The 21,465-nt window shown below is 59.2% G+C and carries 17 protein-coding genes and 1 other RNA gene; 9 read left to right on the forward strand and 9 right to left on the reverse strand.

Translation table 11 applies throughout. The features are described 5' to 3' along the window. Nucleotides 1-185 precede the first annotated feature (185 nt). On the forward strand, nucleotides 186-2,243 hold the full coding sequence (locus NIM86_RS09510; RefSeq protein ID WP_253381433.1) for an ATP-binding protein: 2,058 nt from the start codon (nucleotides 186-188) through the stop codon (nucleotides 2,241-2,243). Nucleotides 2,244-2,257: 14 nt separating this feature from the next. On the opposite strand, the gene NIM86_RS09515 is transcribed toward NIM86_RS09510, so the two are convergent. Both NIM86_RS09515 and miaA read right to left on the reverse strand, forming a co-directional pair. Then, on the reverse strand, nucleotides 2,258-3,019 hold the full coding sequence (locus NIM86_RS09515; RefSeq protein ID WP_253381435.1) for a GGDEF domain-containing protein: 762 nt from the start codon (nucleotides 3,017-3,019) through the stop codon (nucleotides 2,258-2,260). A gap of 120 nt (nucleotides 3,020-3,139) precedes the next feature. Continuing rightward, entirely contained in the window at nucleotides 3,140-4,033 is an 894-nt protein-coding gene (gene miaA, locus NIM86_RS09520) for a tRNA (adenosine(37)-N6)-dimethylallyltransferase MiaA (protein ID WP_253381437.1), read from the reverse strand. Between the two features lie 20 nt (nucleotides 4,034-4,053). Between miaA and serB the strand changes: the two genes are divergently transcribed. Next, nucleotides 4,054-4,938 carry a phosphoserine phosphatase SerB gene (serB, locus tag NIM86_RS09525; protein ID WP_253381439.1) on the forward strand — a complete coding sequence of 295 codons (885 nt, stop codon included), beginning with the start codon at nucleotides 4,054-4,056 and terminating at the stop codon, nucleotides 4,936-4,938. A gap of 12 nt (nucleotides 4,939-4,950) precedes the next feature. Here serB and NIM86_RS09530 read toward each other — a convergent pair whose 3' ends face one another. The 6 genes from NIM86_RS09530 to NIM86_RS09555 all read right to left on the reverse strand — a co-directional run bounded on the left by NIM86_RS09530 (nucleotide 4,951) and on the right by NIM86_RS09555 (nucleotide 11,079). After that, nucleotides 4,951-6,621 (reverse strand): Do family serine endopeptidase, encoded by a 1,671-nt coding sequence (locus NIM86_RS09530; protein ID WP_253381442.1) that lies wholly within the window; start codon nucleotides 6,619-6,621, stop codon nucleotides 4,951-4,953. A 150-nt stretch (nucleotides 6,622-6,771) separates the two neighbouring features. After that, complete coding sequence (hflC, locus tag NIM86_RS09535) at nucleotides 6,772-7,869, reverse strand: protease modulator HflC (RefSeq protein ID WP_256478422.1); 1,098 nt, start codon at nucleotides 7,867-7,869, stop codon at nucleotides 6,772-6,774. Continuing rightward, complete coding sequence (hflK, locus tag NIM86_RS09540) at nucleotides 7,869-9,080, reverse strand: FtsH protease activity modulator HflK (RefSeq protein WP_253381445.1); 1,212 nt, start codon at nucleotides 9,078-9,080, stop codon at nucleotides 7,869-7,871. The genes hflC and hflK overlap by 1 nt, the downstream gene beginning before the upstream one ends. 138 nt (nucleotides 9,081-9,218) lie before the next feature. Continuing rightward, on the reverse strand, nucleotides 9,219-9,788 hold the full coding sequence (locus NIM86_RS09545) for a dihydrofolate reductase (protein ID WP_253381447.1): 570 nt from the start codon (nucleotides 9,786-9,788) through the stop codon (nucleotides 9,219-9,221). 6 nt (nucleotides 9,789-9,794) lie between these two features. Continuing rightward, nucleotides 9,795-10,589, reverse strand: a complete 795-nt coding sequence (locus NIM86_RS09550) for a thymidylate synthase (protein ID WP_253381449.1) — start codon at nucleotides 10,587-10,589, stop codon at nucleotides 9,795-9,797. An 88-nt stretch (nucleotides 10,590-10,677) separates the two neighbouring features. Next, nucleotides 10,678-11,079 (reverse strand): DUF2853 family protein, encoded by a 402-nt coding sequence (locus NIM86_RS09555; RefSeq protein ID WP_253381451.1) that lies wholly within the window; start codon nucleotides 11,077-11,079, stop codon nucleotides 10,678-10,680. Between the two features lies 1 nt (nucleotide 11,080). Between NIM86_RS09555 and ssrA the strand changes: the two genes are divergently transcribed. From ssrA to NIM86_RS09575, 4 genes are all read left to right on the forward strand, one after another. Then, nucleotides 11,081-11,452: a transfer-messenger RNA gene (gene ssrA, locus NIM86_RS09560) on the forward strand. 136 nt (nucleotides 11,453-11,588) lie between these two features. Next, nucleotides 11,589-12,173 carry an SspB family protein gene (locus tag NIM86_RS09565; protein WP_253382008.1) on the forward strand — a complete coding sequence of 195 codons (585 nt, stop codon included), beginning with the start codon at nucleotides 11,589-11,591 and terminating at the stop codon, nucleotides 12,171-12,173. Nucleotides 12,174-12,175: 2 nt separating this feature from the next. Continuing rightward, entirely contained in the window at nucleotides 12,176-12,352 is a 177-nt protein-coding gene (locus tag NIM86_RS09570; protein ID WP_253381453.1) for a DUF4169 family protein, read from the forward strand. Nucleotides 12,353-12,377: 25 nt separating this feature from the next. Next, entirely contained in the window at nucleotides 12,378-12,668 is a 291-nt protein-coding gene (locus NIM86_RS09575; RefSeq protein WP_253381455.1) for a ribbon-helix-helix domain-containing protein, read from the forward strand. On the opposite strand, the gene NIM86_RS09580 is transcribed toward NIM86_RS09575, so the two are convergent. Continuing rightward, complete coding sequence (locus NIM86_RS09580) at nucleotides 12,626-16,501, reverse strand: AsmA family protein (protein ID WP_253381457.1); 3,876 nt, start codon at nucleotides 16,499-16,501, stop codon at nucleotides 12,626-12,628. The genes NIM86_RS09575 and NIM86_RS09580 overlap by 43 nt on opposite strands. A 199-nt stretch (nucleotides 16,502-16,700) precedes the next feature. On the opposite strand from NIM86_RS09580, the gene NIM86_RS09585 reads away from it, so the two are divergent. The 3 genes from NIM86_RS09585 (at nucleotide 16,701) to NIM86_RS09595 (ending at nucleotide 21,465) form a co-directional block, all read left to right on the forward strand. Then, nucleotides 16,701-17,243, forward strand: coding sequence for a thioesterase family protein (locus NIM86_RS09585; RefSeq protein ID WP_253381459.1), 543 nt, complete (start codon nucleotides 16,701-16,703; stop codon nucleotides 17,241-17,243). Then, nucleotides 17,240-18,883, forward strand: coding sequence for a chloride channel protein (locus tag NIM86_RS09590; RefSeq protein ID WP_253381460.1), 1,644 nt, complete (start codon nucleotides 17,240-17,242; stop codon nucleotides 18,881-18,883). Before NIM86_RS09585 ends, NIM86_RS09590 begins: the two co-directional genes overlap by 4 nt. A gap of 101 nt (nucleotides 18,884-18,984) precedes the next feature. Beyond that, a complete protein-coding gene (locus NIM86_RS09595; RefSeq protein ID WP_253381462.1) occupies nucleotides 18,985-21,465 on the forward strand; it encodes an ATP-dependent helicase in 2,481 nt (826 codons plus the stop codon).

Raw genomic sequence — 21,465 nt, forward strand, 5'->3', positions numbered from 1 at the left:
ATCCTACGAGTACGATGCGAATACAAGTCATGGACCGCATGAAGCATGCGCCGTCCGCTTCGTCAAGACAGATGGACCGTTCAGGACGAAGCGCAAAAAGAGGACGGCCGTTAACAGGATATTGGCATCGCCATTTCTATACTTCCCAGTCCCGGCGACACACCGTCGCACCAATTGGAAGCAAGATGGATAAGCCGTCGAACCCATCGTCAGTCGCAAAGTCCGACCGCATCAGCGGGGCCGGCCGCCGCGAGAATGGGTTCTTGGACGACAGCGGGACATTCGTAAAACGCAACCGGGCCGAAGGCCACGTTATCCAATGCGACGGCAACAAGGCCATCATCTTGGCCGAAGGCGGCAGCGACGCCGCCGGCTCGGACGACTATTGGGCCGTGGGCCAGATGATCTCCATCCGCGTGAACGACAATCGGATCGTTGGTTTCGTCTATCAGGTCGATACGGTCGGTGAAATCTGGGATGCCGACGCGATCAATCAGCTTCGTGTCGTTGTCGAAATCGTGGGAGAGGTCCGCTCTACGGAAAACGGTAACGCGGTATTCTCGCGCGGTGTCACCACTTATCCCTATATGGGCGCCATCGCTCATCGCATACGCGCCGTCGATCTGGAAGCGATGTACGCCACGGAAAGTGGCGGCGTCACGATAGGTACGTTGTCGCAGGACGAGCGTGTTTCAGCGACCATTGACGTCGACAAGCTTCTATCTCGCCATTTTGCCGTAGTCGGTTCGACCGGCGTCGGAAAGTCCACCGCCATTGCGCTATTGCTGCGCAAGATCGTCGAGACGAAACCGAGATTGCGCGCTCTGGTTCTCGACCCGCATAACGAATTTTCAGCAGCCTTTGGCGAAAAGGCGCTGACCATCGATGCCAACCAGCTCGACCTACCCTATTGGATGTTCCGCTTCGAGGAATTCATCGAAGTCATCTACCGCGGTCGCCCGGCGCCAGTCGATGAACGCGATGCGCTTCAGGATCTCATACCGCTTGCCAAACACCGCTACGAAACCGGTGGGCGACCCGAAACGAGCGTGCTGGTCCGCGATCAGCAGGAAATATCGAACTATACAGCCGATACCCCTGTCCCCTACCGGATGCAGGATCTTCTAACCCTGATCGATGAACGGCTCGGTCAGTTGGAAGGCAAGGAAGATCGGCCGCATTTGCGAGCGATCCGAAATCGCCTCAAGACGCTTCTTTTCGATAGCAGATTTCAGTTCATGTTCGGTCGCAACGCGGTGGCCGACTGTATGCAAGCGACGCTGTCAAAGGTGTTTCGCCTTCCGATAGACGGCAAGCCGATCTGTGTTTTCGAAATGAGCAACTTGCCGGGTGAAGTCGTCAACGCCGTCGTGTCGGTCCTATGCCGTATCGCGTTCGAGCTTGCCACCTCATCCGATGGCACCATCGAGACCCTCGTTCTTTGCGAAGAGGCCCATCGTTACATACCAGCCGACAAATCCGCCGGCTTCCTGCCCACCCGGCTCGCCATCTCGCGGATCGCCAAGGAAGGGCGTAAATACGGCGTACATCTCGGCATTGTCACCCAGCGTCCAGGCGAGCTCGACCAGACTATTCTGTCTCAGTGTTCGACCATCTTCGCCATGCGTCTGGCCAACGAGTACGACCAGGAGATTATCCGGCGCGCTTCCGTAGGCGCTGCCAAATCAACGCTCTCCTTCCTCTCCTCAATCGCCAATCGGGAATGCATCGCTTTTGGCGAAGCGTTCCAGACGCCGATGAGAATGCAGTTCGAGACGTTGCCGCCTGAGCAGCTTCCGGGCGCACATATCTACGAGCAGCGCAACGCCATGGCCGATGGCGGCAAGACGCCTAATCTCGGCAAGGTCATCGCGCGTCTCCGAAAGGAGAATGGGACCGGAGACGAAGAAGACGATTTCTCATGGTCCGGGTCCGCACAACCGAAGGACAAAACATCCGCACCCGATATAGACAAGCAGGACATGCTCAGCCGTGTGCGCGCTCGCGTTCTGGGGGCGGAAGACGATGCGAACAATAGCGAAATAGAGGACGAGCCGCTGGAAACGAGCAAGACCGCGCCGACCGCACCTGTCAGGCAAACTGGCGCTTCTCCTGCGAAGATATCGGCCGGTCGGCTTGGAAGCGGTCCGCAACGCACCAGCAAGTTCGATCTTTCCGACCGGTCGGGAGCGATGCGAAGCACCAACAACGATTTGATGAAGCAATTTCGCTCGAAGCGCTAACCGAACCGCGAATATCAGGCGCAGACCCGGTTTCGACCTTCGCGCTTCGCCTGATACAGCATACGGTCAGCCCGGCGATACAGCTCTTCAGGCGACTCATTGCCGTTCCAGACCGCAACGCCAATCGATGTTGTCACACGCAGATGCACATTGTCGGTCATAATGTCGATCATGGCCACGGCCTTGCGGAGGCGGTTAGCAAAGTTCGGCAGTCCTTCAGCGCCCATATTCGGGGTAACGACCGCGAATTCCTCGCCACCTAATCGTGCTACGACATCGTGATAGCGCGTAAAATCTTTGAGCACCTTGGCGACAGCTTTCAACACCTCATCGCCGACATCATGCCCGTGCGTATCGTTGACGTTCTTGAAGTGATCGAGGTCGAGGATCAAGAGACCGATCGGCCGGTCGATGCGGCCGAATTCCTCCATATATTCCCGCAATGCGTCATCGAAATATCGGCGGTTTTGCATGCCGGTCAAACCGTCGGTCAGCGCCACATGCTCCAGTGTTTCACTCCGCTCGGAGAGATTTACGGTCATCTTGCGCAATTTGTGCTCTTCGCGAGCGTGCGAGCGAAGAAGCGGATAGATATAAAGAATGCCGAAAAGAAGCGCTGCACCTTGAATGACCAGCGCGCCATGCGTGAACGCGCGCAGACCGTAATGCGAGGACAATTCGCTAGATCCGTAAAGCGCAAACGCTAGCAGGCCGCTCGCGATCACAAGAGCAATGGTGAATGCGAAAAAAGCCAGTTCGGATTTATGAAAGCGCATACGGCCGGCTACCCCTATTGTCCCGGCAGACTAACGCAGCCACCCTAAGCATCTCTTAAGCGACGACCCCATGCCGCTGCGGAAAGGGAGACGCAATTTTTCGATATAAACAGGCAGTTGCTATGTGTCGAGGCGCTCCCATTTCGGGCCAAGCTGATTGCGAAACCACGTCGTTTGACGCTTCGCATATTGTCGTGTCGCATTGACCGATTGGCGAATGGCCTCGTCTTTGTCGATCTGTCCATCGAGCATCGCCGTGATCTGCGAAACACCGATCGCCTTCATCGCGGGAACCGCCGGATCGAGCTTCATCGATAATAATTGCTTGACCTCATCCACCGCATGACCGGCCATCATCGCGTCGAACCGCAGAGCTATGCGCTCTCGTAGCCATTCCCGGTTCGGCATGAGAACCAGGCGACGCGTTCTCTCCGCGTCGACCAGTGGATCGCCTTGCCTACTTTGATGCTCGGTAAGCGGCACGCCCGACGCTTCAAATATTTCAAGCGCGCGGAGAACACGCTGCGCATCGTTAGGACTGATCGCTTTTGCCGCAGCGGGGTCGCACACTGCCAACTCGGCGTGGAGCGCCGCAGCGCCTTCATCTTCGCATCTTTCTCGCAGTCTTTCACGAAGAGCTTGAGGAACTGACGGCATTATGGACAGTCCGCCTTCAAGCGCTCTGAAATACAGGCCTGTGCCGCCTACGATGATGACCGGTCGATCTGCGAGCGGGCCGGTCAGTAGCTTTTCCACATCCCGTAGCCAGCGACCGGTGGAATAGGCATCGGCTGGCGAAACATGGCCGAAGAGGTAATGCGGAGCCAGTCCCAGTTCCGAAGGCTTGGGCCGGGCGGTCAGATGATCGAGTACATCGTAGACCTGCATGGAATCGGCGTTGATGACCGCCGCGCCGGATTGCGCTGCCAGCTCTATCGCAAGCGCCGTCTTGCCGCTCGCTGTCGGCCCCGCTAACAGAGTGGCCGCGCCGTGACCCTTCTTTCCATCATTCATCAAAGTCGAGAGCTCTCTCCATGCCGCTTGTTGCAACGCTGATCACAGCACCGGGTTCAATGGCTTTGAGTCCTGAGCAAATTGAAAAAGCGCAAAACATAACTGCCACCCCAGCCCGCATTCTGGCCGATGGAGAAGCCTGCGATCTGATCTTCCCAGCGGACACGAATGAACGACAGACAGAAGACCGCCTGCGCGCGCTCCTTTCTGGCCAACCTGTCGATATCGTGGTGCAGGACGAGGCCGTCCGACGCAAGAGGATACTCGTGGCGGACATGGATTCGACGATGATTGAGCAGGAATGCATCGACGAACTGGCCGATATGATCGGCGTGAAGGATCGCGTGGCCGCCATAACATCACGCGCCATGAATGGCGAAATCGCTTTCGAACCCGCCCTGCGCGAACGGGTGGCGCTTCTGAGGGATCTTCCGGTTTCCGTCATCGACGAGGTGATCGAAAAAAGGATCACGCTGATGCCGGGCGGGCGAGAGCTTGTCGGGACAATGAAAGGCAGCGGCGCTTACTGCGCGCTGGTGTCTGGCGGGTTTACCGCGTTCACGAACCGCGTCGCCGCCCTTCTCGGCTTTAATGAGAATCGCGCCAACAGGCTGATCGAACGTGATGGCAAACTCACCGGCGAAGTGGCCGAGCCGATCCTCGGCAGGGACGCAAAAGTGAGCGCGTTGCGAGAGGTTGCCGAGGCGAACGGCGCCACCCCCGCCGATGCGATGGCGGTGGGGGACGGCGCCAATGATCTCGGGATGATCCAGATTGCCGGGTCTGGCGTGGCTCTCCATGCGAAGCCGGCCGTGGCGGAGCAGGCTCGGTTTCGCATCGATCATGGCGATCTGACCGCCCTACTTTACATGCAGGGCTATCGGAAAAGTGAGTTTGCCGCCTAAGTCGTTCGTTAGCTACTTGATCGGCAGCGTTTCGATAAACGTCTCGCCATCCGGCCGCGACAATAGCAAAAAGGCGTTCTGTCGCCCGTTCTCGACGAGCGCCTGAAGCCGCTCGGTAGCCTCTTCCGGCGAAGTGACCAGTTCTTGAGCGATGGCGATCACGACCATACCGGCCTCCAATCCCCGCTCTTCGGCTTCCGAGCCAGCCTCAACAGACTCGATCAGAGCGCCGTTCACATCATCTGCTATGGCGTACTGGTCTCTGGCCGCATCATCGATGGCGCCTAGTTTGACACCAGCGAGGCTGGCCTCGCCGACTGAACGATCCGTGTCGGGCGTTTCTTGATCGGCTGCCGATGCCTCATCGTCGCCATCTGCTTTGGCATCGGCGTCTTCCAGCCTGCCGAGTTCGACAAAAACTTTCACCTCCTCACCCTCTCGGATAACCGTGACCTCGACGGATTTTCCAACAGCGGTGTCCGCCACGATGCGGGGAAGATCACGCGATTGCTCAACCTTACGCCCATCGAAATCAACGATGATGTCGCCCGGTAGAATTTCGCCATTATCGACAGGCCCCGGCTCGATAATGGCAGCGACCAGCGCGCCTTCAGCGCGTTCGAGATCGAGGCTCTCGGCAATGGTGTCGGTGACGGGTTCGATCCTTACACCGAGCCAGCCACGACGGGTCTCACCATACCGGATAAGCTGACTGACCACGCCCCGCGCCAGATCGGACGGCACCGAAAAGCCGATACCGATCGACCCGCCGGAGGGAGAGATGATCGCGGTGTTGATGCCGATGACTTCCCCGAACATGTTGAAGAGCGGGCCACCGGAATTGCCACGATTGATGGCCGCATCGGTCTGAATGAAATCGTCATATGGGCCGGCCTCGATATCGCGATTGACGGCCGACACAATCCCGACGGTCAATGTGCTACCAAGACCGAATGGATTGCCGATTGCCATGACCCAGTCGCCGATCCGCATCTCTTCGGACGGGCCGAATTTGACATCGGTGAGCTTCTCGGCGGTGTCGTCGAGCTGGAGAACAGCCAGATCTGTCTTCTCATCTGTTCCACGCAGCGTTGCATTGATCCGCGTTCCGTCCGGGAAGACCGCCGTTATGTCACCGCCGCCTTCGATAACATGGTTGTTCGTGACGACGTAGCGATTTTCGGCGTCGATCACGAAGCCCGAACCGAGCGAACTGGCCGGAAGGGACGGCTCCTCCTCCGAGCGCTTGTTGAAGAAGTCCTCGAAATATTCCTTGAAAGGCGAATCGTCGGGTAGGTCGGGAGGCGCGATTTCACCACGTTCGGAGCGATTTGAGCGCTGTGTCAGCGAAATATTGACGACGGCGGGTAACAACTCCTCCGCCAGATCGGCGACCGATTCCGGCCCACCGGCGAGCTCTCTCCGCCGTGTCGCCGTCAGATTGGGGCCGGTTTCGCTTTCTGGCGCCGGCACCAGATCGAGATTTGGCGGGGCCGGAGGCAGATCGACCTCCGGCGTCGGCTCGACCGGCGCAGCCGGAGCCTCGGGAGGCGTCGGAACGATCTGATCCTGAGGAGGCTGCGGCACCGTTTCCTGCGCGAAAGCCGGCATTGCAAAAAGCAGCGCGATGCCGAAAACGGTGCGGGCAATCATTTCAGGACAAGACAAGCAGCGTTTCGACATCAAAGACTCCCATCCGATACGCATAAGCGAAGCATCGGAATCATAGATCGGCACTTGAGCGATAGCGAGGCACCTTACTGCCTTTTCATATAGAGAGGGCGCGGTTCGAAAACCGCGCCCCTTTTAAATCATTTGCCTGCCAAAACTACCCTAGTTCGCCGGTGCAGGCGCTGGTTCTTCCTGCGCCGTCGAGTCGTCGACGTCACCGGATGTGGAGTCTATCGAGGCTGGCGCATTCTCGGTCGCTATATTGTCCGGCGACGACTCGGATTCATCAGCGGCAGGCTCTTCCTCGGGCGATGCTGTATCCTCGGCTGCTGTCGACGATGGCTGTACATCACTGGCGGACGACTGACGCTCAATCGGCCTGACAGCCGAAAGGTCGCCGCCGCCAGCCTGGCTGAAGTAACGAAAAAACTCTGAGTCCGGCGACAGGACGAGAGTCGATCCGCTATCCTCCAGCGATTGCGCATAGGCCTGCATGGAACGGTAGAAGTCGAAGAACTCCGGGTCCTCGCCATAGCTCTCGGCGAAGATACGGTTACGTTCGGCATCACCCTCACCGCGCAGAATCTCCGACTGGCGATCGGCGTCAGCGCGGATCTCGACGACCTCGCGATCGGCTCGTGCGCGGATGCGCTGTGCAGCTTCACGGCCACGAGCGCGAAGGCGCTCTGCCTCTGCCAGACGTTCCGCCGACATACGGTCATAGGTCTGCTGGCTGACCTCGGTGGTCAAATCAGTCCGGCGAATGCGGACATCCTCGATCTGCAGGCCAAGCGATTCAGCGGAAGGTCGAAGCTGCGCCGCCACTTCGCGCATCATCTCCGTGCGCTCTTCAGACAGAGCGGCCTCGAATCCGCGACGGCCATAAACACGACGCAGTGCCGCATCCATGCGCGTCCGCAAACGCTGCTCGGCCAGTTGCACCGATCCTGAAACGGCCTGGCGGAAACGGCGGGGATCAGCGATCTCGTAAGCGACAAAGGCATCGACCACGTAAAATTTGCCGCCCGATACCTGGACGCGGATGTCGTCCAGATTGAAACGCAAAATGCGATCGTCGACAAGTTGCACGCTATCGAGGACCGGCATTTTGAAATAAAGGCCCGGCTCTTCCTGAACGTCGACAATCTCGCCAAAACGAAGCACGATGGCCTGTTGGCGCTCATTCACCACGAAGATCGAGGAAAGGCCGGCGACAACGACGACAGCGATCACAATAAGGATCAAGGTAATCCGGTTCATCACTGATTACCTCCCGAGGTAGCGGACTGTGTGTTCGCATCCGACGAGCGCGAATTGCTGCCGGAATTGTCTCGCTGCGACCGATTGTTGGAGCGCTGCAACTGATCCAGTGGCAAATAAGGCACCACGCCGCTTGTGCCGGAAGCGCCCTGCTCCACGATCACCTTGTTGGAATTTCGGAACACGTTTTCCATGGTCTCCAGGAACAGGCGTTTACGCGTAATCTCTGGCGCTTTCGCATATTCCTCATAGATCGAGGAGAAGCGCTGGGCTTCACCCTTGGCTTCCTGAACCACACGATTTTTGTAACCGGCCGCGCCTTCGAGAATCTGCGCGGCTTCACCCCTCGCCTGTCCGAGGATCTGGTTTGAATATCGGTTGCCCTCTTCGACGAAGCGATCTTCGTCCTGCTCGGCGCGCTGCACCTCGTCGAAAGCATCGGCGACCTGCGACGGAGGCGCCGCATCCTCGATGGATATGGCATTGACGCTGAGGCCGGCACTGTACTCATCCAGCGTCTGCTGGATGGTCGCGCGGACCTGCTCTGCGATTTCGGCACGATTGTCGCGGAAGATGTCCTGCGCCGGGCGGCGTCCGACAACCTCGCGCATGGCGCTCTCGCCAACCTGCCGCAGCATATCGTCAGGATCAGCGACGGCAAACAGGTAGTTGGCCGGGTCCGCAACCTGATAGGCGATGGAAAATACAACATCCACAATATTCTGGTCGCCCGACAGCATCAGGCCGGATGTATCGCGGGAAGAATTGCTGCTTCCTATTGTGACCAGCTTTTCGGCCGTGGTCACCTTGTCCACCGTTTCGAGAGGCCAGAAATGATAGTGGAGGCCCGGTTCGGAGAATTCCTGCTTAGGCTTTCCGAACAGCAGTTCGACGCCGATCTCATCCGGCTGAACCGTATAGAAAGACTGGAAAAGCACGACGCCGACAACGCCAAGAGCAACGAGACCGGCGATCATTCCAGCACCAAGACCGCCATTGCCCCCATTACCGTTCTTCGGACCTCCGCTACCGATGCGACGAATCCGGTCCTGACCGCGGCGAATGATATCTTCCAGGTCGGGAGTGCTATTTTGGGGACCGCGTGGCCGCTGCGGACCGTTACCCCACGGACCGTTATTACGACCTCCCCCCTTGTCGTCGCCGCCCCATGGGCCACCGCTGCCACCACCGCCTTGATTGCTCCAGGGCATTGCGCCTCCAATTGTGCTGGTTGCCTCCGCGCACACCCACGCGAAGGAAAGGAATTGATCTCTTAATAGGAAGCCGAGTGCCGCAATTCAACGCAAGGAGACGCCTTTCCACCCTCAGCACGGTATTGGGGTGAATTTTTAGGTCAGCGCCTGACCGTTTTCCCGCCTCTGCCATATCTCGTAGCGGGTGGGGTAGCTATCCTTCGGACCGGAGGGAATATCCTCGGCATGGATCCGCTCGAATGCATCCTCGGATATGGTTGGAAACCTTGCATCGCCTTCAATCGTCTCCAATACGCGGGTCATATGAATGGTGTCGGCGATAGCCAAAGCTTGCGAATAGATCTCCCCTCCTCCGATGATGCAGACAGATAAATTCGGCCCATCCTCGCCCTCATCGCATGCCTGGCGCTCGGCGCTTTCGATATGGGCGGTCGCCAGATCGATCGCGGCTTCCAGCGAGCCGGCCCGCAAGGCCCCTTCTGCCTCCCAATCGTAATTGCGCGTTACGATGACATTGAGACGACCGGGCAAAGGCTTGCCGATACTCTCGAAGGTCTTGCGTCCCATAACGATGGGACACCCCATAGTGATCTGCTTGAACCGTTTCAGATCGCTCGACAGTCGCCACGGCATTTCACCGTTCCTGCCAATCGTGCCGTTCTCAGCAGCAGCAACGACGATTTCGATGGCGGGACGCTCGTTCATCTAGGGCTACACCGCAATCGGCGCGCGGATGGTGGGCTGAGCAACGTAATCGTCGATCCGGATATCATCGAAGCTAAAGCCATCGATTTCGCCAATCTGCGGGTTGAGCCAGAGCGTCGGCAGCGCCCCCGGCTCGCGCTTCAATTGCTCCCGCGCCTGCTCGAAATGATTGTGATAGAGATGCGCATCGCCCAGCGTGTGGACGAATTCGCCCGGCTTCAGTTCCGTCACCTGCGCCACCATCGCCGTAAGAAGCGCGTAGGATGCGATATTGAACGGCACGCCGAGGAAAATATCGGCGCTGCGCTGGTAAAGCTGGCAGGACAGCCGCCCGTCCGTCACATAAAACTGAAAGAGACAGTGACAGGGCGGCAGCGCCATTTCATCGACTTGCGCCGGATTCCAGGCGGACACGATCAGCCTGCGCGAATTTGGGTTGGTGCGAATCTGATCGATCACCCGCGCGATCTGATCGATTGCTCCGCCATCTTCGTCCGGCCAGGAGCGCCACTGCGCACCATAAACGGGCCCGAGATCGCCATTTTCGTCGGCCCATTCGTCCCAGATCGTAACGCGGTTGTCCTTCAAATAACGGATATTGGTATCGCCCCGCAAAAACCAAAGAAGTTCGTGAATGATCGACCGCAGATGCAATTTCTTGGTCGTCAGAAGCGGAAAATGCGTCGACAGATCGAACCGCATCTGCCGGCCGAAAACGCCACGTGTACCGGTTCCCGTCCGGTCTCCACGGTCGACGCCGTTGCTTAGAACATCGTCCAGAAGATCGAGATATTGCCGCATCTTTCACCATCCCCGGCGCGCCACGCCGAAGTCATTTCGAGTCGTTTCGGGAGGCTAGCACGCCCTGCCAAAGGGCGCACCGCGTCACTTACATCTTGCGGACAACGTCCAGCTTATCGAGTTTCTTGGCGACAAGATAATAAAAGACGGCCCGGTTCTTGGCCCGGTTTCCCTTCATCATTGCGCACATCGCTTCAACAGCCTTGATGCCGTCCTCGTAGGAAACGCCCAACTTCTCCTGAGCCCAGTTCTTGGCGACGGTCTCTCGCTCGGACTTCTGGCTGCAGGCGACCGTTCGCGTCTCGCTGCGCCCAAGCACGGAAGCATAGCGCTTTTCGATAGCTTCCAGGATCGCCATGTCGGCGTCCTTATCGTACTTTTTCAGCTGCTCAGCATATTTTGCCATGTCGGCTTCCTCTCCGTTGCCTCGGACCGGATCAGTCCAGCCGAAAACACCCTTTTCGGCAAGAGCGCCAGAGCGGTCCTCCACGGCTCTTCCATCCAGGCCGTTCTGACCCTATATTGGCCTTGCCGGTTTTCGGACCGGCTATGGCGATAAACGGGCGATGAAATAAACCTATCGGACCCGGGGGCAGTACCCGGCGCCTCCACCACGAACTGCCGGACAGTGAAGACCGAAGGGCGGCTGGTGATGGGGGCGAAACAGGATCGACGAGGGTGTAAAGATCGACTTTTTGCCCGGCATGATACCACCGTCATCGGGTCGAACCTATAGTTGCAAACGACAACTATGCTGAGGCACGTCTCGCTGCGTAAGCAGTGCGATAGTCTCGAATTGAAGTCCTGACGGGTTAGCACTCTCAGGCGGGGCCCGGAGGCGCCTGGCAACAGAAGCCTCCACTTTTTCTGCAAATCTTCATCGCTTTCGACAATCTATTAACGCATTGCGGACCAAGGATGCGTGACGCGGCGTTGGCGCTGCGCTATACCCCTTCGCCAGATGGTCACAGCCATGGTGCCGACAGGAACGATCACGCAATGACACAGGACCAGATTCGCTACGATATTCTAGCGCAAGAAGCGCTGCGCGGTGTCATGCGCAAAGTGTTGACAGAGGTGACGAAAGCCGGCCTGCCGGGCAATCACCACTTCTTCATCACCTTCCTCACCAAGTTTCCGGGTGTGCGGATCTCGTCGCGTCTTCGGGAGAAATATCCCGAACAGATGACGATCGTGCTGCAATACCAATATTGGGACCTTACGGTCACCGAAACTGGATTTTCGGTCGGACTGTCGTTCTCCGATATCCCTGAAAAACTCGAAATTCCTTACGCCGCGGTACGCGGCTTTTACGATCCAAGCGTCAATTTCGAGTTGGAATTCGATGTGCGTCTGGACGAAGAAGCAAGCGGCGATGCCGAGGTGACGACCCTGCCCGCACCGGCGCCCGCCGTGAAGGAAGTTCCCACTGCCAAGGCTCCGGCTAAGAGTGGCGAGCCGGACGAGAAGAAACCCGCCAGAAAAACCAAGGCGAAAGAGAGCGAAACCGCGGAAAATGAGGAAGCCGAGCAAAAGCCGGCCGCCGATGTCGTCTCGCTCGACGCTTTCAGAAAGAACAAGTAAGGATGGGCGAGATCGTCAATCTCCGCCGGCATCGCAAACGCCAGGCGCGAGACGGCGATGCGGAAAAAGCTGCTGAAAACCGTCATCGCCACGGCCGCACCTCAGCCCAGAAGAAGCAATCGCAGCTTCTGATCGAGCGGGAAGAAAGGCATTTGGACGGCCACAGGCTCGACAAATGACCTCCGAAATTCAGTTCGATCCGGCATGACGATCCGCAAGCGATCGATATCGATTGCCGGCCATCGCACATCATTTTCCCTGGAAGAGCCCTTCTTCGAAGCCCTAAAAGAGTTAGCCGTCAGGCGTGAGGTCTCGTTTGCCGCGCTTGTGAGGGATATCGACGCCGAGCGCCCAAAGGAAACAAACCTATCGAGCGCTCTGCGGCTCGCCGTGCTGACCGATCTCCAAAGCCGCTGCGAGGCCGTGGCTAATCCATCCGTTTCTTCCGCGGGTCAGCCGTCCGGTAAAAGATCGGGCACCAGCCCTTCAAGTTGAATCCGCTCATCCGGCGCGAGGCTTGGCTGAGGCGAAGAGCCGGTCGATGACTGCGCGGGTGATTGCTGATGGCGAGACGCTTCCCGTGCCGCTTCTTCCTCCTGACGGCGCTGAGCTTCTTCTTCTGCGGCACGCCGCTTGGCCTCTTCCTCCTCCTCTTCTCTGCGTCGTCTTTCCTCTTCAGCCCGCTGACGCGCCTCTTCTTCGGCCTTCCGCTTTGCTTCTTCCTCGGCTCGGAGACGTGCTTCCTCCTCTTGCTGACGGCGACGCTCCTCGGCTTCCGCCTTACGCCGTGCAGCCTCTTCGGCAATCCGCTTTTCCAGCGCTTCCAGGCGCGCCTGTTCACGCTCGACGGCGCGAAGCGTCAGATATTGCTCCAGAAGCGTCGTATCGATATCGGCCCTCGCAGCTTCGGGGGGGCCAGCGAGGCGAATCCCGATCGCAGGCTTGAGCGAAGCCATGGCCGCTCCACCGAGTGGTTCCAGTATCAATCTCAAATCGGCTTCAATCTGCTGCAGCGCCAATTCGTAAGCGACGGTGCCGCTCAAGCTTCCACCCGGCACTGTCCATTTCAGAAACGGACTGCGGGCGATGCCGTTTGCAACGGTCCATGTCGATGGTTCGACGTTCAGTTCGACTGCCTCGCCATTTGCCATCAGCGAGCGCGCCATCTCCACAGCGGGTTCGATGGAGGCTGTCGGGTCGATTGGCGCGTTTGTCTCACGCTCTTCCAGGCTGTACCGATCGGCTCGAGCCAAGGTTTGACCAAGAATATCGGTCGCAAGGCCACGCACGGCGATGGTCTCTTCGGAAGGCGTCAGCTGCACCGATCCACTGAGCGATCCGATAAGGCCGGCCATGCTCGTGCCGCCACCGGTCAATTGCATGGAAAGGTCCACCCCGCCATCGAGATAGCCGCCACTATGGGAAGCGAGATCGACACCTGAAACGTCGGCCTCGATATCGCTGAGAAGCGATGGCCCGCTCCGTGTAAAAGTCGCCGCGCCGCTTAATGGCTTTCCGTCCTGTGTTGCCGAAAAGTCCCGGATCGCCAGCCTCGCATCGGCAGCTTCGATGATGAGCGTCGCGTCTTGCGCCGAGAGCGCGCCGAGCCGCACTTCATCGGAACTCAGCGAAAGCTGACCAGCGAAGGGCAATGGTTGAAGTTCGGCAAAGCTGGAGTCCGAAGGCTCTCCATCCTCAGAAACCGGCTGCTCCGGCCGACCAATTTCATCGTCTTCCGAGCCGCCATCCACTTCTTCGCCTTCAAGAGCAGTCGAAAGAGCTTCAGGCAACTGGCCGCCGGTCAGACGAGCGAAAAGCGGCCCGAGATTAAGGCTGTCGCTCCGAAGCTTGCCATCCACGGTGGGGGGCGACATTGCGGTGCCGATGGTCAGTTCACCGCTATAGCTGCTGTCACCAATGCTGCCATTCACGGAAAACAATTCGATGCGGCTCTCCTGGCTCTGCATTTCCGTTTCAATCTCGAAAGCCAGTGAGGAGGCCTCGGTCGGAGGCGCCCAACCGAGCAGTTGAGTAATTTGCAGAACATCGTTGGCCTGGAGCGAAACGGCGCCGCTCGTTTCGCCATCGTCGCGCAATTGCAGATCGGCCTGCCCGATAAGGTCATCGCCTTGCAACTGGCCGCTTAGCGTCCCGCTTTCGTCCAGCGTTGCATCGATGGCGTAGCGACCGCCTATATCGAGAGGCAGCACGTCGAAACCGAGCGCGGCCATGGTCGGCCGAAGACCTTCAGTCCGCAGAGACACCGACCCCGATTGAACTGGCAGGCCCTCTTCACCCATCTGCAGAACAGCGTTTCCCGAGAGTTCAGCCACGGCGGTCTCGCCGCGAAAATCGATAGTCAAATCGGAGCGCGGATCGCCTGCCAGGGAAATTTCGATCCGACCATCCTTGCCGAGGGCCGGCGCATTACGAAGGCGTCGGTCTGCAAGGCTTGCAAGCCTTTCGAACTCCGCCGCTTGTGCAATGGCCATTGTTAGATCGGAGAAGTCGTTCGACAAAGCCGTCAGATCGAAGGCTACAGAAAGTCTATCACTGTCACCCTCGGCGTTTGCGATACGGCCAGCGCCTTCGATCTGGCTCCCGGCGAAATTGTCGAGCCGTAATTCTGCGATCTCAACCGCGCCGCCCCCGACCGTCAATCGAATGGCTCCATCCTCAGCGGAGAGACCTGAATGTACGATCGGGCCGCCGGAAAGCGCCAGCGTCAGGGATGGCCCTTCCTCATCCTGTCGTACCTCGTCGATGAGGCCGGCGATCAGGTCTATGGCAGCCTCGCCGAGACCGTCCGTACGGAAATCGGCGGTTATCCTACCGCCTTCTTCGGCTCGCTCGATCGCGCCTGTAAGGCGGGACGGACCGATGGCAAGTTCAAGACTGGAGAAACGCGTCGTTTGCCGACCGAGTGACAGATCGGCTTCGAACCCAGCGGAAGATAACGTCGCCAATGCCTCATAGCGCCCGACGCCGAGCCAGTTCAGAAAATTGGCCGGCTGACGGATGGCCAGCACGACACGACCGTCGAAGCCCGGATCTTCTCCTGTCCTCAGTCTGCCACTGGCCTCCAGCCGCGTACGTCCGGGCAAGTCGGCGGATAGATTCTTGACTTGCCATTGCTGGTCGCGCGCTTCTGCCTCCAGAACGACATTGCGAATGGTTGTCGCGCCGTCGATCACCGCCGGTAGACGCAAATCAAGCTGGCCGTCTATTCCGGGTGCCGGAAGTGTGCTGAATACGGTCAAGATACGTTGGCGGATTTCAGATAATGAAGCGGGGTCGCCTCGACCGGGACGTCGTCCTTCATCACCGAGGCCACCGCGCAATTCATCACTGTCTTCGCCATCGCCGGTGAGCGTGCCGCCAAGCGTGTCGCCCTGAAATTTCACGGCAAATTCCGGCGCGTCGCTGAGGTCGAGTTCGCCCGAACCGGCAGCGGCGTAAGGCGTCTCTATCGATCCTGTTTCGAGCCTCAGTTCGTCGCTTATCAGACTGTTCGGCGTCGCGGCCAACGTCCCATTGATCCGAATAGCCGCCGGCGCATCGTCATCGTCTTCTGCAGAGGCCACGGCGAGGCGGAAGGTTCCGTCCAGCCGCGGCAGGTTGCCATTGGCGCTAAGCGCGCCATCGACAGCGAGCGATGCCGGGTAACTATCGGGATTGAGCCGAAGAGAAAGGCCAACCGAGCCGTCCGCCCGTTGAATACCAGTCGCCAAGCTGAAAGCCACAGCACCGAGAGGTTTGGAAACCATGCGGCCTTCGGCCTGCCAAGGCCCGCCGAGCGAACGCGCCGACAATTGCGCGTCGATATCGTCGATCCGTATTTCGGTGCGCCCCTCACCGCGAGCGATGAATACGGCGCCGTCGGATATCGCCAGACTCTCGACCGTGATCTGTTGCAGCCCTTCAGGAATGCGCAGATGAAATGGCCAATCGACCTGACCGTCGCGTTGAGCGGTAAGCAGCAGAAGCGGAGAATCCATCCGCATGTCGAAAATACGAAACTCGCCGGAAAGGAGAGGTCCAAGTTCGGCGTCGAGCGAAAAAGTTTCGGCAACGAAGATCGGCTCGCCCTCATCGTCGGCAACCGTCACATCGTGGAAGGTGATCGAGGGAAAGGGTAAAAGGCGCACCGACGTTTGGCCGTCGACCGAAACCGGGCGGCCAAGCAATTGCGACGACTGCTCCTCAAAGCGACCACGATACTCCGTCCAGTCGATGAACGGTGGAACGATAGCCGCTGCAGCCAGAACGAGAACGAGTAAGCCACCAATGACGACCAGTAGGCGGGCCAGAATAAATCTCCTTGGCAATCCGTGCCGTTGCAACGCCACACAAACCGCGAAATGGCGCCTCGTTCAAGTCCGCTCCACGTCTATGCAGCGCTATTAACGTCTAAACCATGATGATTTCGGCGGCCAACTTTGTCAGCACAACGATTTAGAGAATAAGTCCCGTGGCTTGCGCGAAACCGATGACTCTGGAATTGAATGTTGCGTGGAGATCGCGCCGATGACGACCGAGACCAGCAATGGCCAGCAGACGCCGCAATTTGGCCCTGACGGATGGTTTCTGTCGCGGCCGCTAACCGTGCCGGTTGAGTGGATCGACTATAATGGCCATATGAACATGGCCTACTACAACCGCGTCTGCGATCTCGGTCTCGACGACCTTTTCGATCATATCGGCATCGGTGCGTCCTATCGTCGGACGCGCAATCTCTCCATCTACACCGCCGAGTTTCACACCCGCTTTCTGCGTGAGGTGAAGCAAGCGGAAATCCTGATCGTTGCCACCCAGTTGATGGAACGTGACGAGAAGCGCCTGCATTTTTTCCAGGAAGTCCGGCACGCCGGCGAGGGTTGGATCGCAGCCACCGGAGAAGGACTTTGCCTCCATGTCGACATGACAGGTCCGAAGGTCGCGGCCTTTCCTGACGATATCGGGGAGGAAATCAGCCGCATCATCGAGCAGCAAAAGACCCTGCCATGGCCGCGTTCGGCAGGGCGGAGCATCGGCATTGTTCGAAGACCAGCCGCGCGGGATAGATCGTGACAGGCTGGGTACGACCCCATATCGACCGCTTTTTCTCCCGGCTGATCGGTTGGGTGGGACCGAACCTGCGTGATTTCGTCGCTGGTCGCCAGCCTCTTGTATGGCTTATGGCGCTGATCTGCGGTCTCGGCGCGGGCGTCGTTGCCATCGCCTTCCGCGAATCGATCTTTTTTATCCAGAACCTCTGGGTGCGTATCCCAAGCGAATCCCTTGTGCCCTGGATCCATACCAGACCTGCCTGGCAGATTTTTCTCGGCCCACCCTGCGCCGGCCTGCTCGTAGGCATCATTCTGGAGCGGATTTCCGTCCGCCGGCCTTTCGGCGTCGCCGACGTGATTGAAGTCCGCGCGAGCGTCAAGATGCGGCTCTCGAAGACCGATGGCGCATGGAGCGCGCTGGCGACTGTGATCTCGCTCGGCGGTGGCGCAAGCGCCGGGCGTGAGGGCCCTGTGGTTCATCTGGGCGCGACACTCGCAACCGCACTCGTATCGAAGCTGAACCTGCCGCTCTGGTCGCGGCGAACCATATTGGCCGCAGGCGCGGCGAGCGCGATCTCAGCCTCGTTCAACGCGCCGATTGCCGGCGTATTGTTCGCTCATGAGGTCATCCTCAACCATTATTCGCGCCGCGCTTTCGTGCCCATTGTCATCGCATCCGCCGCGGGCTCGGTCCTGTCGCGGCTTTCGAGCGGAGACGCTCCTGCCTTCAACGTTCCGCCACTTGCCGTCGCCAGCTATTGGGAGTTCCCTGCATTTGCGCTGCTCGGCATTGTCTGCGCCATCGTCGCGATTTCATTTCAGTTTAGTCTGTTCGCAGCCGACTACATGGCGCGCGGCGTGCCGATGCCGCTCTGGTTGCGGCCCGTCATCGGCGGGCTGATCGTCGGCGCCATCGGCGTCGTCTACCCCGAGGTTCTCGGCGTCGGCTACGGCACCACCGACCAGGCGCTTCGCAGTGAAATCCCCATTGTCACCCTGCTCATCCTTTTGGTCCTGAAAATCGTCGCAACATCGGTAACGCTCGCTTCCCGCTTTGGTGGTGGCGTCTTCTCCCCTGCCCTTTACCTGGGCGCTGTCGCCGGCGCGGCATTCGGTCAGATCGCGGCATCGGCGGTCGCTATCGACGCATCGAGCACCGGCCTTTACGCCGCACTCGGCATGGGGGCCGTGGCGGGCGCCGTTCTTGGCGCGCCGGTCTCGACGGCGCTTATCGTATTCGAGCTGACCGGCGGCTACGCGCTTTCCATCGCCCTTCTTCTTACCGTCGCGGTCGCTTATGGCGTCAATCACGCCTTCCATGGCCGCTCCTGGTTTCAATGGCAGCTTGAAGGGCGCGGTCTTAATCTGCGCGCAGGACCGCATCGCGACCTGGCGACCCGCACGAAGGTCATGGACATTATGACGATGCCGGAGGAGGACGCCGAGCAGGAGCAGGTTGCCGAAGAGTTGAAGGAATGGGCGCTACGGCCGAGTGACACGCTTGAGAGCTCTTTGCGCCAGTTCGATATGAGCGGCCGCTCTCGCCTGCCGGTCGTCGATCCGAAGGATGACGAAACCGTCATCGCTCATCTGACGCAGATTCGCGCACTCTCCCATTTCAACCGAGCGCTGATCTCGGTTTCCGAGGAAGAGCACCGATAGGGTCGACCGCGGCGTGGTCGTGATGGGCTATCCCATCACTTTTCATGTTCCCGTTCCCGTTTTGTATGGTAACGGCACGCCGAATCGCTACATCTGGTGCCATGATCGATCTACCTGACGAATGGCCGCTGCCTGGAGACGGCCAGAATCCACCCGCGCCCGGCGGTGGCATAGCAGCACGCGCAATGGCCGCGCGCGGCCGCCAGGCGCCAGACTATCTTTCCGGCCTCAATCCGGAACAGCGCCATGCCGTGGAGACGACGGAAGGCCCCGTGCTGGTCCTTGCCGGCGCAGGCACAGGCAAGACACGCGTGCTGACGACGCGCATCGCTCATATCCTTTCCAGCGGAAAAGCCTGGCCAAGCCAGATTCTCGCGGTTACCTTTACCAACAAGGCGGCGCGCGAAATGAAGGAGCGTATCGGCCTTCTGGTCGGCGAGCAGATCGAGGGCATGCCCTGGCTTGGCACGTTTCACTCCATCGGCGTCAAGATGCTGCGCAAACATGCGGAACTGGTCGGGCTGAAGAGCACCTTCACCATTCTCGACACCGACGACCAGATCCGCCTCCTGAAGCAGGTGATTCAGGCAGAAGGGCTTGACGACAAACGCTGGACGGCCAAGACGCTCGCCGGTCTCATAGATGGCTGGAAAAACAAGGCGCTCGGTCCTGACGCCATTCCCGAAGGCGATGCGCGAAGTTTCGGTAATGGAAAAGGCCGCGAGCTTTACCGCGCCTATCAGCGCCGGCTGAGCGAACTGAATGCCGTCGATTTCGGCGACCTTCTGCTGCACCCGATTGCAATCTTCCGCAACCATTCCGATGTGCTGGCCGAATATCATCGCCGTTTCCGCTACATTCTTGTCGACGAATATCAGGACACCAATGTCGCTCAGTATCTCTGGCTGAGGCTTCTGGCTCAAAGGCCAGACGGCGGCGCTGTCAATCTGTGCTGCGTCGGTGACGACGACCAGTCTATCTATGGCTGGCGCGGCGCGGAGGTCGACAACATCCTCCGCTTTGAGAAGGACTTTCCTGGCGCAACGGTGATCCGTCTGGAGCGAAATTACCGTTCGACCGAGCACATTCTTGCCGCAGCCTCCTCGCTAATCGCCAATAATGAAAGCCGGCTCGGCAAGACACTCTTCACCGATCTGACCGACCCGGATGCCGAGCGCGTCAAGGTTCACGCATCATGGGACAGCGAGGAAGAGGCACGGGCCATCGGTGAAGAAATCGAGGCTCTCCAGACCAAGGGCGAGAAGCTCAATGACATCGCCATCCTCGTTCGCGCCTCGTTTCAGATGCGTGAATTCGAAGATCGTTTCGTCACACTCGGCCTGCCCTATCGCGTGATCGGCGGCCCGCGCTTCTACGAGCGCAAGGAAATCCGCGATGCCATGGCTTATCTGCGGGTCGTCGCGCAGCCGGCGGACGATCTTGCCTTCGAGCGGATCGTCAATGTGCCGAAGCGTGGCCTGGGCGACACCACTGTCCGCCTGGTCCATGACACTGCACGTGCGCGGCAATGCCCGATGCTGCAGGCCGCCGCCGATCTTGTCGGCACCGAAGAGTTGAAGCCCAAGCCGCGATCGGCGTTGCGCGAGGTCGTGGAAAACTTCAGGCGATGGAGCCAAACCCTTGATTCGACTCCGCATGTCGAACTGGCTGAATCGATACTTGAGGAAAGCGGCTATATCGACATGTGGAAGGCGGACAAGTCCGCCGAAGCGGCGGGCCGGCTGGACAACCTCAAGGAACTCATAGAGGCGATGGGCGAATATGAGAGCCTGCGCGCCTTTTTGGAGCATGTCGCGCTCGTCATGGACACCAGCGACGATGCCGAACTCGACGCCGTCTCCGTAATGACGCTGCACAGCGCCAAGGGGCTGGAATTCGATACCGTCTTCCTGCCGGGGATGGAGGAAGGGCTGTTTCCGCATCAGCGTAGCATGGATGAAGGAGGCCGCGCCGGACTGGAGGAGGAACGCCGCCTCGCCTATGTCGGCGTCACCCGTGCGCGGCGGAACCTGCACATTTGGTTCGCGTCCAACCGCCGCATCCATGGCCTCTGGCAGAGCACCATTCCGAGCCGTTTTGTCGACGAACTGCCGGAAGCGCATGTCGAGGTGATGGAAGCGCCGACGACCTATGGCGGCTATGGCGCCGGGGGATTTGGCGAGCGCGGCAGCTATGGCGCGTCCCGCTTCGACAAGATGGAGCCGTTCGGCTCTTCTTACGGATCGCCCGGCTGGCAACGCGCCCAGAAAAATCGCAACGATGCCACGCGCGAGAACTGGGGGGGGCGGTCCGGTATGGGCGTCTCATCTCGCGTCGAGCGGATCGGCTACGGCGAACCGCAGGCAGGCCGTCGCGGCCGCCAGATCGAAGGTGAGCTGATCGCCAAGAGCGTGACGGATGAGCCGAGTCGGTTTTCCCAAGGCGACCGCGTCTTCCATCTTAAATTCGGCAATGGCAATGTCGTCGCCATAGACGGCAACAAACTGACTGTCGATTTCGACAAAGCCGGCCAAAAGCGGGTTCTGGAAAGCTTTCTCAACCCGCCCGGTTGTGAGGGATAG

The sequence above is a fragment of the Notoacmeibacter sp. MSK16QG-6 genome (genome assembly GCF_024158145.1).
Taxonomy (GTDB): Bacteria; Pseudomonadota; Alphaproteobacteria; order Rhizobiales; family Rhizobiaceae; genus Notoacmeibacter.

What these genes read in the sequence shown, in the direction of transcription:
- NIM86_RS09510 (WP_253381433.1), top strand. Translation starts at nt 186, where the DNA reads ATGGATAAGCCGTCGAACCCATCGTCAGTCGCAAAGTCCGACCGCATC.
- NIM86_RS09515 (WP_253381435.1), bottom strand. Translation starts at nt 3,019, where the DNA reads ATGCGCTTTCATAAATCCGAACTGGCTTTTTTCGCATTCACCATTGCT.
- miaA (WP_253381437.1), bottom strand. Translation starts at nt 4,033, where the DNA reads ATGAATGATGGAAAGAAGGGTCACGGCGCGGCCACTCTGTTAGCGGGG.
- serB (WP_253381439.1), top strand. Translation starts at nt 4,054, where the DNA reads ATGCCGCTTGTTGCAACGCTGATCACAGCACCGGGTTCAATGGCTTTG.
- NIM86_RS09530 (WP_253381442.1), bottom strand. Translation starts at nt 6,621, where the DNA reads ATGTCGAAACGCTGCTTGTCTTGTCCTGAAATGATTGCCCGCACCGTT.
- hflC (WP_256478422.1), bottom strand. Translation starts at nt 7,869, where the DNA reads ATGAACCGGATTACCTTGATCCTTATTGTGATCGCTGTCGTCGTTGTC.
- hflK (WP_253381445.1), bottom strand. Translation starts at nt 9,080, where the DNA reads ATGCCCTGGAGCAATCAAGGCGGTGGTGGCAGCGGTGGCCCATGGGGC.
- NIM86_RS09545 (WP_253381447.1), bottom strand. Translation starts at nt 9,788, where the DNA reads ATGAACGAGCGTCCCGCCATCGAAATCGTCGTTGCTGCTGCTGAGAAC.
- NIM86_RS09550 (WP_253381449.1), bottom strand. Translation starts at nt 10,589, where the DNA reads ATGCGGCAATATCTCGATCTTCTGGACGATGTTCTAAGCAACGGCGTC.
- NIM86_RS09565 (WP_253382008.1), top strand. Translation starts at nt 11,589, where the DNA reads ATGACACAGGACCAGATTCGCTACGATATTCTAGCGCAAGAAGCGCTG.
- NIM86_RS09570 (WP_253381453.1), top strand. Translation starts at nt 12,176, where the DNA reads ATGGGCGAGATCGTCAATCTCCGCCGGCATCGCAAACGCCAGGCGCGA.
- NIM86_RS09575 (WP_253381455.1), top strand. Translation starts at nt 12,378, where the DNA reads ATGACGATCCGCAAGCGATCGATATCGATTGCCGGCCATCGCACATCA.
- NIM86_RS09585 (WP_253381459.1), top strand. Translation starts at nt 16,701, where the DNA reads ATGACGACCGAGACCAGCAATGGCCAGCAGACGCCGCAATTTGGCCCT.
- NIM86_RS09595 (WP_253381462.1), top strand. Translation starts at nt 18,985, where the DNA reads ATGATCGATCTACCTGACGAATGGCCGCTGCCTGGAGACGGCCAGAAT.